The organism is Methylobacterium sp. Leaf118 (assembly GCF_920984675.1).
Taxonomy (GTDB): Bacteria; Pseudomonadota; Alphaproteobacteria; order Rhizobiales; family Beijerinckiaceae; genus Methylobacterium.
This window is the reverse complement of sequence record NZ_CAKLBV010000104.1, coordinates 1-8,582: the sequence shown is the minus strand read 5'-3', so window position 1 is coordinate 8,582 and position 8,582 is coordinate 1. Positions and strand designations below refer to the sequence as shown.

At 72.6% G+C, this 8,582-nt stretch carries 9 protein-coding genes and 1 pseudogene; 4 read left to right on the top strand and 6 right to left on the bottom strand.

From position 1 onward, the window contains the following. Window positions 1-321 (top strand): AprI/Inh family metalloprotease inhibitor (locus LW587_RS23270; RefSeq protein WP_232631960.1); only part of this gene is annotated, 321 nt, incomplete at its 5' end. A 180-nt stretch (window positions 322-501) separates the two neighbouring features. Here LW587_RS23270 and mqo read toward each other — a convergent pair. Together mqo and LW587_RS23260 are read right to left on the bottom strand one after the other, a co-directional pair. Further along, window positions 502-2,181, bottom strand: a complete 1,680-nt coding sequence (mqo, locus tag LW587_RS23265; RefSeq protein WP_232631959.1) for a malate dehydrogenase (quinone) — start codon at window positions 2,179-2,181, stop codon at window positions 502-504. Window positions 2,182-2,375: 194 nt separating this feature from the next. Further along, the gene (locus tag LW587_RS23260; protein WP_232631958.1) at window positions 2,376-3,128 is read right to left on the bottom strand and encodes a sulfite exporter TauE/SafE family protein; all 753 of its coding nucleotides are present in this window, start codon (window positions 3,126-3,128) and stop codon (window positions 2,376-2,378) included. A 329-nt stretch (window positions 3,129-3,457) separates the two neighbouring features. On the opposite strand from LW587_RS23260, the gene LW587_RS23255 reads away from it, so the two are divergent. Beyond that, window positions 3,458-4,348 (top strand): LysR family transcriptional regulator, encoded by an 891-nt coding sequence (locus LW587_RS23255; protein WP_232631957.1) that lies wholly within the window; start codon window positions 3,458-3,460, stop codon window positions 4,346-4,348. Between the two features lie 18 nt (window positions 4,349-4,366). Here the strand turns inward: LW587_RS23255 and LW587_RS23250 are convergent, their stop codons facing one another. From LW587_RS23250 to LW587_RS23235, 4 genes are all read right to left on the bottom strand, one after another. Continuing rightward, window positions 4,367-5,098, bottom strand: a complete 732-nt coding sequence (locus LW587_RS23250) for a TetR/AcrR family transcriptional regulator (protein WP_232631956.1) — start codon at window positions 5,096-5,098, stop codon at window positions 4,367-4,369. Window positions 5,099-5,274: 176 nt separating this feature from the next. Beyond that, on the bottom strand, window positions 5,275-6,135 hold the full coding sequence (gene proC, locus LW587_RS23245) for a pyrroline-5-carboxylate reductase (RefSeq protein WP_232631955.1): 861 nt from the start codon (window positions 6,133-6,135) through the stop codon (window positions 5,275-5,277). Window positions 6,136-6,181: 46 nt separating this feature from the next. Next, window positions 6,182-6,688 carry a YbjN domain-containing protein gene (locus LW587_RS23240; protein ID WP_232631954.1) on the bottom strand — a complete coding sequence of 169 codons (507 nt, stop codon included), beginning with the start codon at window positions 6,686-6,688 and terminating at the stop codon, window positions 6,182-6,184. Between the two features lie 302 nt (window positions 6,689-6,990). Continuing rightward, window positions 6,991-7,272 carry an accessory factor UbiK family protein gene (locus LW587_RS23235; RefSeq protein ID WP_232631953.1) on the bottom strand — a complete coding sequence of 94 codons (282 nt, stop codon included), beginning with the start codon at window positions 7,270-7,272 and terminating at the stop codon, window positions 6,991-6,993. Between the two features lie 242 nt (window positions 7,273-7,514). Between LW587_RS23235 and LW587_RS23230 the strand changes: the two genes are divergently transcribed. Together LW587_RS23230 and LW587_RS23225 are read left to right on the top strand one after the other, a co-directional pair. Continuing rightward, on the top strand, window positions 7,515-8,237 hold the full coding sequence (locus tag LW587_RS23230) for a response regulator (RefSeq protein WP_232631952.1): 723 nt from the start codon (window positions 7,515-7,517) through the stop codon (window positions 8,235-8,237). Beyond that, a pseudogene (locus tag LW587_RS23225) lies at window positions 8,234-8,582 on the top strand (hypothetical protein); the annotation flags it as partial. The gene LW587_RS23230 and the pseudogene LW587_RS23225, both read left to right, overlap by 4 nt.

Here is an 8,582-nt window from a genome sequence, read left to right as displayed (position 1 = left end):
CAGGGCTCGGTGACGCCGCCGGAGGGCCCGGCGCCGGGCCTCTACGCCCTCGACCGCGCCGCCGAGCGGGACGTGTGCCGCATCGAGCTGTCGCCGCCCACCGCCGCCGACAAGGATTATGCCGCGGCCCGGCTCCTGCCCGGCTGCCGCGACAGCGGGATCACCGTGTTCGATCCCGCCGGCTGGCGCTTCACCGGCCACCAGATGACCCTGAAGGCCCGCCGCGGCCACGCGGTGACCCTCGTCGCCCTCGGCGAGGGCCGCTGGCGGCGCGATCCCGATATCGGCTTCACGCTGGTGCTCCGGAAGGTGGAGCCCTGAGGCCGGGGCCCCTCCCGCGACGGGGCCCGTCGCCGGACCTCCCAGGGCTTCCGCATCGCCCAGGGCTTCCGCGCGGGGTGAGAGCGGCCCCCTCGGTCGCCGCGCCGCCTCGGCCCGCGGAAGCGCCGGGCTCCGGCGGCGGACACGGCCGGAACCGGCCCCGTCCGCCGCCGACCGCCCTTACGGCGCGAGGTCGGGCACCGGCTTGACGACACCCGCCTCGGCGCCGATCGGCTGCGGGGCCGGAACCGGGGCCGTGCCGTCGATCCGCGGCGGCGGCGCGAGCTGCAGCTGCTCGCTGGTATAGGCGAGGGCGTCGTAGGCGCGGCGCGGATCGTCGTTCAGCTTGGTGCCGTAGCTCGGCACGATCTGCCGGATCTTGGCCTGCCATTCGGGGCTGGCGACCCTCTTGGCGAAGACCTTCTCCAGCACGGTCAGCATGATCGGCGCCGCCGTCGAGGCGCCCGGCGAGGCGCCGAGCAGGGCGGCGATGCTGCCGTCCTTGGCCGACACGACCTCGGTGCCGAGCTTGAGCACGCCGCCCTTCTCGGGATCGCGCTTGATGATCTGCACGCGCTGCCCGGCCTGGACCAGGCGCCACTCGTCCTTCTTGGCGTTCGGGAAGTACTCGCGCAGGGCCTGGTAGCGGTCCTCGTCGGAGAGCATCACCTGACCGGCGAGGTACTCGATCAGCGGGTACTGATCGACGCCGACCCGGACCATCGGCCAGACGTTGCTGGTGGTGGTCGAGGTGAGAAGGTCGAAATACGAGCCTTCCTTGAGGAACTTGGTCGAGAAGGTCGCGAACGGCCCGAACAGGATCACGCGCTTGCCGCCGAGCACCCGGGTGTCGAGATGCGGCACCGACATCGGCGGCGAGCCGACCGAGGCCTTGCCGTAGGCCTTGGCGAGGTGGCGCGTCGCCACGTCCGGGTTCTCGTTGACGAGGAACGAGCCGCCGACGGGGAAACCGCCATACTCCTCGGCCTCCGGGATGCCCGAGGCCTGCAGGAGATGCAGCGCGCCGCCGCCCGCACCGATGAACACGAACTTGGCGTCGACGGCGACCCGCGTCCCGTCCTTCAGGTTCTTGGAGGTGATCCGCCAGGTGCCGTCCTTGTTGCGCTCGATGCTCTCGACCTCGGTCGAGAGGCGCAGGTCGAACTTCGGCTGGGTCTGCAGCGCGGCGACGTATTGCCGGGTGATCTCGCCCCACTCGACATCGGTGCCGAGCGGCGTCCAGGTGGCGGCGATCTTCTGCTTCGGATCGCGGCCCTCCATCATCAGGGGGACCCACTTCTTGAGCTGCTCGGGATCCTCCGAGTAGTCCATGCCGGCGAAGAGCGGGCTCGCCTTCAGCGCCTCGTGGCGCTTCTTCAGGAACGCGATGTTGTCGTCACCCCAGACGAAGCTCATATGCGGGGTGGTGTTGATGAAGCTGCTCGGGTTCTTCAGCACGCCCTGCCGCACCTGCCAGGCCAGGAACTGGCGAGTGATCTGGAAGGCCTCGTTGATCTCGACGGCCTTCTCGATCTTGACCTTCCCCTTCGAATCCTCCGGGGTGTAGTTCAGCTCGGCCAGGGCCGAGTGGCCGGTGCCGGCGTTGTTCCAACCGTTGGAGCTCTCGAGGGCCACGCCGTCGAGCCGCTCGATCATCTCGATCGACCAGTCGGGCTCGAGTTCGCGCAGCCACACGCCGAGGGTGGCGCTCATGATGCCGCCGCCGATCAGCAGGACATCGACGGTGCGGGCGGGGCCCGCGGCGAGGGCCGGGCCGTCGGGCAGGGCCGTGGCGGCGAGGCCCGCCAGCGCGCCGCCGATCAGTTGCCGGCGATTCATCGGAAGAGAGTGATGCTGCATGATACTACCCCCGGCGCGCGCCCCGTCTTTGAATTTCATTTTATTTTTCGTGCGGCGCAAACATTATTTGACCAGCCGCTCCGCTATCGCAGGCGCCGGTCCGAGGCAACGGGGGCGCGGCATGTCGGCTACATGGCAGCCATGTCATGAAGACTTGAGGAGACGGGGCGGACGGGTCCCGCGCCGTCCCGATGTCAGAACAAAGCCCGCGCGGCGAGATGCGCCCCGAGGCCCAGGAGGCCGAGAAAGAAGCAGCGCCGGAAGACCGGCTCGCTGACCCGCCCGCGCACCCAGCCGCCGACGAACATGCCGCCGAGCGCCGGAACGAGGGCGAGGGTCGAGATGCCGGCGATCTTCGGGCCGAGCAGGCCGCTCCCCGTGAGGGCGATGGCCAGGGCGATGGTGGAGACGGTGAACGACAGGCCGAGCGCCTGGATCAGGTCGTCCCGGTTCAGCCCGAGCGACCCGAGATAGGGGGCGGCGGGAAACGAGGAGACCCCGGTCGCGGCGGTCACCACGCCGGTGGCGGCGCCGACGAGGGGCGCGAGCCAGCGCTCCACCGCCGGGGACACGGCGAGGCGAAGGGCGGCGAGGCCGTAGGCGGCGTAGATCATCAGGGCGAAGCCCAGGGCGATGGTGGCCTCCCGCCCGTACCGGCCGTGCAGGACGGCGCCCGCCGCGAGCGTCGCCAGCGCGCTCGCGGCCAGGAGCGGCCAGAGCCGCCGGGCGAGCGCCCCGAAGCGCGGGCCCGCGGCGAGCTGCCAGACATTGGTGACGAAGGCGGGCACGACGAGGAGCGCCGCGGCCTCCGCCGGCGTCATGACGAGGCTGAGCAGGCCCACCGCCACCGGCGGGAGGCCGAGCCCGACCACGCCCTTGACGAAGCCGGCGAGCAGGAAGGCGAAGGCGGCGATGAGGAGCGCCGAGGGGTCGAGGGGAAAGGTCATGGACGATCCGCGGTCCGGACTTCGATCGGGCGGGGGAGACGCGGTCGCGCCGCGCCGCCGCGGTTGCGAGGCTCCCCCCAGCGCAGGATCGGGGCGGCGGGCAGGGGGTCGCCTGGGGGTAAGGGGGATGCGGGCCGGGTCATGCGGGCGACCCTGCCCGGGCGGGTTTCCCGCGACAATGCGGAACTCGCCCGCCTCAGCCTTCGGTTCTTCCGAAGGGCTTGCGTTTTTCGCCCGTGGATCGGACGATGGCGGGCGGCCCATTCCGAAACCCCGGCGCCCGCGCGCCGGAACGGGCGGTGGCGCAGAGGCGTCGCGAGAGGGCCGGGATGCGCTTCGACCTGACGGATCTGCGCCTGTTCCTCCACGTCGTCGAGGCCGAGAGCATCACCCACGGCGCCGAGCGTGCCGGCCTCGCTTTGGCCTCGGCGAGCGAGCGCATCCGGGGTATGGAGGGGGCGGGTGGGGTGCCGCTCCTGGAGCGCCACGCCCGCGGGGCGCGGCCGACCCCGGCCGGGCTCGCGGTCGCCCACCATGCCCGGATGGTGCTGGGGCAGCTCGAACAGATGCGGGGCGAACTCGGCCAGTATGCCCACGGCCTGCGCGGCCATGTCCGGTTCCTGTCGATCACCGCGGCGCTCGCCGCCTTCCTGCCCGAGGCCCTGTCGGGCTTCCTCGCGGCGCATCCGGGCATCGACATCGACCTGGAGGAGCGTACCAGCCGCGAGATCGTCGACGCGGTGGCGAGCGGGCTCGCCGATCTCGGCGTCCTGGCCGATTCGACCGATCCCGCCGACCTGGAGGTCATTCCCCTGCGGCCGGACCGGCTCATCCTCGTGGTGCCCGAGGCCCATGCCCTGGCGGACCGCGCATCGGTGTTCCTGCGCGAGGTGCTGGACGAGCCCTTCGTGGGCCTGAGCCACGACCGGGCGCTGCAATCCTACCTCGCCGGGCACGCCGCCCGGGCCGGCCGCCCGTTCAAGCTGCGGGTGCGCCTGAGCGGGCTGGAAGCCGTCTGCCGGATGGTCGAGCGCGGGGTCGGCGTGGCGATCGTCCCCGAGGCGGCGGCCCTGCGCTCGGTCCAGGCGGCGGCGATCCGGGCGGTGCCGCTGAGCGACCCCTGGGCGCGCCGCACCCTCATCCTGTGCGCCCGCCGCTTTTCGGCCCTGCCGGCCCATGCCCGGCAGCTCGCCGATCATCTGGCCGGGTTCTGCCGGTGAGGCGCATCACCCGAAGGGTCAGATCGCGGCGGCCGGGTCCTCGTCGGCCCGCTCCGGGCGCTCCCGGCGCGGACGGCGCTCGAACACGGCGCGCCCCAGCGCCCGCAGCGGCGCGGTAAGGCGACGGGCATCCTCGGCCCGCTCCATGAAGGTCTCGCCGCGGCGGATCTCCCGGTCGAGGGCCGCCATGGTGCGCGCGAGCGCCGGATCGTCGTCGTCGAGCCAGACCTCGACGGTGCGGGCGAAGGCGATCACCGTGCCCTGGATCTTGAGGCGCCCGAGCGGCCCCTCCGTGTCGATGCCGGCGGCGGCCAGCATGTAGCGGTGGGAATTGAGCGCCACCCCGTTGAGCGCCAGCATCGAGAGCGGATCGCCGCGCAGGGCGAAGCCGATCCGCCGCAGGGCCGTCTTGTAGGGGGTCATCGCGTCGAGGCGGCGCATCAGCACGTCGAACAGGCGCTCACGGGCGGGCTCGTCGGCGAGGTCGCTCGCCTCGGCCTCCAGCACCGTCCGGTCGATGATCCGCGACAGGCCGCCGAGCACCGCGCCCTTCGAGGGGAACAGCTCGCGCAGTTCGGCGAGCGTCAGGCCGGCCTCCCGGGCGATGTCGCCGATCTCGATGTCGTTCCAGGGCTGCTCGGCGGCAAGCCGCATCAGCGCCTCGACCGCGGCCTCGCGGGGATTGGGTTTCTTGCCAGAGGCGCCGCCTTCGGGCTTGCCGCCGGATTCCGCCGCGGGGGCCGCTTCCATGATCCGTGCTCCGTGCTCGCTTCGTCCGTCATGTAGGGACGCCGCCGCCGGGTTGCACCCTGGGTCGGCTCATACCCAATCCGGTTGATCCCTTCGGGATGGCGGATGTGGGCTTCGCTCAAACGCCGCGCGGGCTTGCCTGATCCGGGCTCCGCTTTGATCAAGCGGAGCCCGGATCAGCCGGACAATTCGCCCGCCCGGCGGCGCGCCGCCGCGACGGCCTCGCCGAGGAGGTCCGGCAGCCCCCCCTCGCGCATCAGCACCGCCAGCGCCGCCGCCGTGGTGCCGCCCGGCGAGGTCACGTCCCGGCGCAGCTGCCCGGCCTCCCGCGGGTCGCCGTCGAGCAGCGCGCCCGACCCGGCGACGGTGGCGCGGGCGAGGCGTTCGGCGAGGTCCCGCGGCAGGCCGGCGGCGATCCCCGCCTCGGCGAGGGCCTCGGCCAACAGGAACACATAGGCCGGCCCGGAGCCCGACACCGCGGTGACCGCGTCGATCAGGCGCTCGTCGTCGAGCCACGCGACGAGGCCGGCCCCGGCCAGCAGGGCGTCGGCGGCGGCTCGGGCCTCCGCCCCGACCTCGGGGCTGCCGACCGCGCCGGTCGCGCCGCGGCCGATGCTGGCCGGCAGGTTCGGCATCGCCCGCACGATCGGCCCGGCCCCGGGCAGGCGCCGCCTCAGGTCGGCGATGGTCTTGCCGGCGAGGATCGAGACCACGAGGGTGTCGGGGCCGATCCAAGCCGAGAGGGCGGGGGCGGCCTCCTCCAGCGCCTGCGGCTTGACGCCGAGCACCAGGGCGCCGGCCGGCGCCGCGCCTCCGGAAGGGGGGGTCGGGTTGAGCCGGATCCCGCGCGCGGCGCAGAGATCGGCGATCTCGGGGGAGGGGTGGGGGTCGAGCACCACCGTGTCGGCCGGGTCGAGCCCGCCGGCGAGCCAGCCCTTGAGCAGGGCGCCGCCCATCTTGCCGGCTCCAGCGAGCACCAGGGGCGTCGGCACGGGAGCGGGGGAGGGAACTGGGGAGGGCGCGGATGTCTCGCTCATGCGCCCTCGATCCCACCGGAATGGGACAGGATCAAGCCTCGCCTTATCAAGCCTCGCCTTCGGTCTCGAACAGCACCGCGTCGAGGGCCTCGCGGGCGGACTTGCCGGCCCAGAGCACGAACTGGAAGGCCTGGAAGTAGCGCTCGCAGGCGTCGGCGGCCGATTTCATCAGGGCGGCGCACTGCGCCTGGGTCGGGGCGATGCCGCCGGTGAGCAGGAGCGAGTGGCGGAACATCACCACGCTGTCGGAGGACCACAGGTCGAAATGGCCGATCCAGAGCTGCTCGTTCACCAGCGAGACCAGCCGCAGGATCTCGGCCCGGCGCCGCTCCGGCACCTTGAGGTCGAAGGCGGCGGCGACGTGCAGGGCCTCGACCTCCTCGATCCAGGTGAAGGCGACATGGTACTCGGCCCAGCGCCCCGAGACCGAGACCGACATCTCGTCCGTCTCGATCCGGTCGAAGATCCAGTCGCGCAGCGAGGCGAGGCGCTCGACCACGTCGATCGGGTGCTCGAGCCGGTCTTCGATGTCGAGGAGCGTGAGCTGGGTCATGGCTGTCCAAGTTGTCGGTCCGCTCGGTGGGTCCGAACGGGCCGGCGGGCAAAGCAGGGCCGTGACGGAACTCGGGCGAGTCCCGTCGATCTCCGTCCTGCGGAGGGGTTCAGTCGGATTTCGCGAGCCCCGAAGTCCGGCCTCACCGTCCCGCCGGGGCGAATCGTCGTCGGGACGTTTATAGCCCGCGCGCCCCGCGGGCTTCAAAGCGTCGTCCGGCATCAGCAGTGGGCAACGTGACGATCCACCGCTGCTTCCTGTGCAAAGACAAGCGTCCCGACGGCGGAGCCGCCGCGGCCGATTCAGACCGATTCCGTACTGCCGGCCATCCCGGCATCGGGGCCGAGGCGGGCTTCGAGGGCGCTCACGCGGGCGGCCAGGGCGTCGTTCTGGCTGCGCAGGGCCGCCACGAGATCGCGCAGCACATCGACCTCCTCGCGGGTGGCGATGTCCATGTCGCGGATCAGGCGCTCGGCCTGGCCCTTCAGGAGGGTCTCGGCCTCCCGGCGCACGCCCTGGGCCGCCCCGGCGGCATCGGTGAACATCCGGGCGACGTCGTCGAAGAGGCGGTTCGAGCTTTGCATGGGTTCTCTCCCGGGCCCTCGACCACTCTCGGGCGCACCGCCTCGACATAGGAATCGGCAGGCACCGGGGCAATCGGAAGCCGGGGGGCAATCGAAAGACCGGGGCAATCGAAAGGATGTCGGCGGCCCGGACTCTTGTTGCCGAACGTGTCCGGCGGCGGCGCGCGAAACATCGCGTGACCATCGCCGCCGCGCCGCCCGCTTCCAGGGCGGGCCGGCGGGAGCGTAAGACCGGGCCCGTGATGAGCGCGAGCGGACCGACCCCCCATATCCTCGTCGTCGAGGACGACCGCGAGATCAGCGCGCTCGTGGCGCGCTACCTGCGGGCCAACGAGTGCCGGGTCAGCGTGGCCGGCGACGGGCGCGAGATGGACCGGGCGCTCGCCGACGCCCGCGTCGACCTGATCGTCCTCGACCTGATGCTGCCCGGCGAGGACGGACTCAGCCTGTGCCGGCGCCTGCGGGCCGCCTCGCAGATCCCCATCCTGATGCTCACGGCAAAATCCGAGGACATCGACCGGATCGTCGGGCTCGAGATCGGCGCCGACGATTATCTCGGCAAGCCGTTCAACCCGCGCGAGCTCCTGGCCCGGATCCGCGCCATCCTGCGCCGCCGCAGCGCCGAGCCGCAGGACGGGGACGGGGTGCGCCGCCTCCATTTCGCGGGCTGGACCCTGGATGTCGGCCTGCGCCAGGTGCTGAGCCCGGAGGGCGCGCGCATCGCGGTTACCGGCGCCGAGTTCGACCTCCTGCACGCCCTCTGCCTGCGGCCGGGCCGGGTGCTGTCGCGCGACCAGCTCCTCGACCTGACGCAGGGGCGGGCGGCGGGGCCGTTCGAGCGCAGCATCGACGTGCTGGTCTCGCGCCTGCGCCAAAAGATCGAGCGCGACCCGCGCAATCCCGAGATCATCCGCACGATCCGGTCCGGCGGCTACCTGTTCGCCCCGGAGATCGGCCGGTCATGAGTGCCCCAGAAACCAGCGAAGGAACCAGAGAAGGAACCAGCGCGAGAGCCATCAAGGCGCCCCTCGAGGGGGCGGTCGAGGGGGCGGTCGAGGGGAAGGCCGCCCCTGTGGGGCCCCCGTTGGAAGCCCCTGCGGAGCCCCCCGCCGTCCCGTCCCGCCTCGCCCGCTTCCGATTCGGGCCGCGCCCGCGCAGCGCGGCGGGACAGATCGCGCTCCTCGTCGTCGCGGCGATGCTCGCCGCCCATGTGCTGGCCGCGGTGGCGGTGCTGGCGCTGCGCGAGCCGTGGCGGCCCGACGAGCGCCCGGGAGTGGCGGCCACCCGCCTCTCGACGCTGGCGCGCCTCC

What these genes read in the sequence shown, in the direction of transcription:
- LW587_RS23255 (WP_232631957.1), top strand. Translation starts at nt 3,458, where the DNA reads ATGCGCTTCGACCTGACGGATCTGCGCCTGTTCCTCCACGTCGTCGAG.
- LW587_RS23235 (WP_232631953.1), bottom strand. Translation starts at nt 7,272, where the DNA reads ATGCAAAGCTCGAACCGCCTCTTCGACGACGTCGCCCGGATGTTCACC.
- mqo (WP_232631959.1), bottom strand. Translation starts at nt 2,181, where the DNA reads ATGCAGCATCACTCTCTTCCGATGAATCGCCGGCAACTGATCGGCGGC.
- LW587_RS23260 (WP_232631958.1), bottom strand. Translation starts at nt 3,128, where the DNA reads ATGACCTTTCCCCTCGACCCCTCGGCGCTCCTCATCGCCGCCTTCGCC.
- proC (WP_232631955.1), bottom strand. Translation starts at nt 6,135, where the DNA reads ATGAGCGAGACATCCGCGCCCTCCCCAGTTCCCTCCCCCGCTCCCGTG.
- LW587_RS23240 (WP_232631954.1), bottom strand. Translation starts at nt 6,688, where the DNA reads ATGACCCAGCTCACGCTCCTCGACATCGAAGACCGGCTCGAGCACCCG.
- LW587_RS23230 (WP_232631952.1), top strand. Translation starts at nt 7,515, where the DNA reads ATGAGCGCGAGCGGACCGACCCCCCATATCCTCGTCGTCGAGGACGAC.
- LW587_RS23250 (WP_232631956.1), bottom strand. Translation starts at nt 5,098, where the DNA reads ATGGAAGCGGCCCCCGCGGCGGAATCCGGCGGCAAGCCCGAAGGCGGC.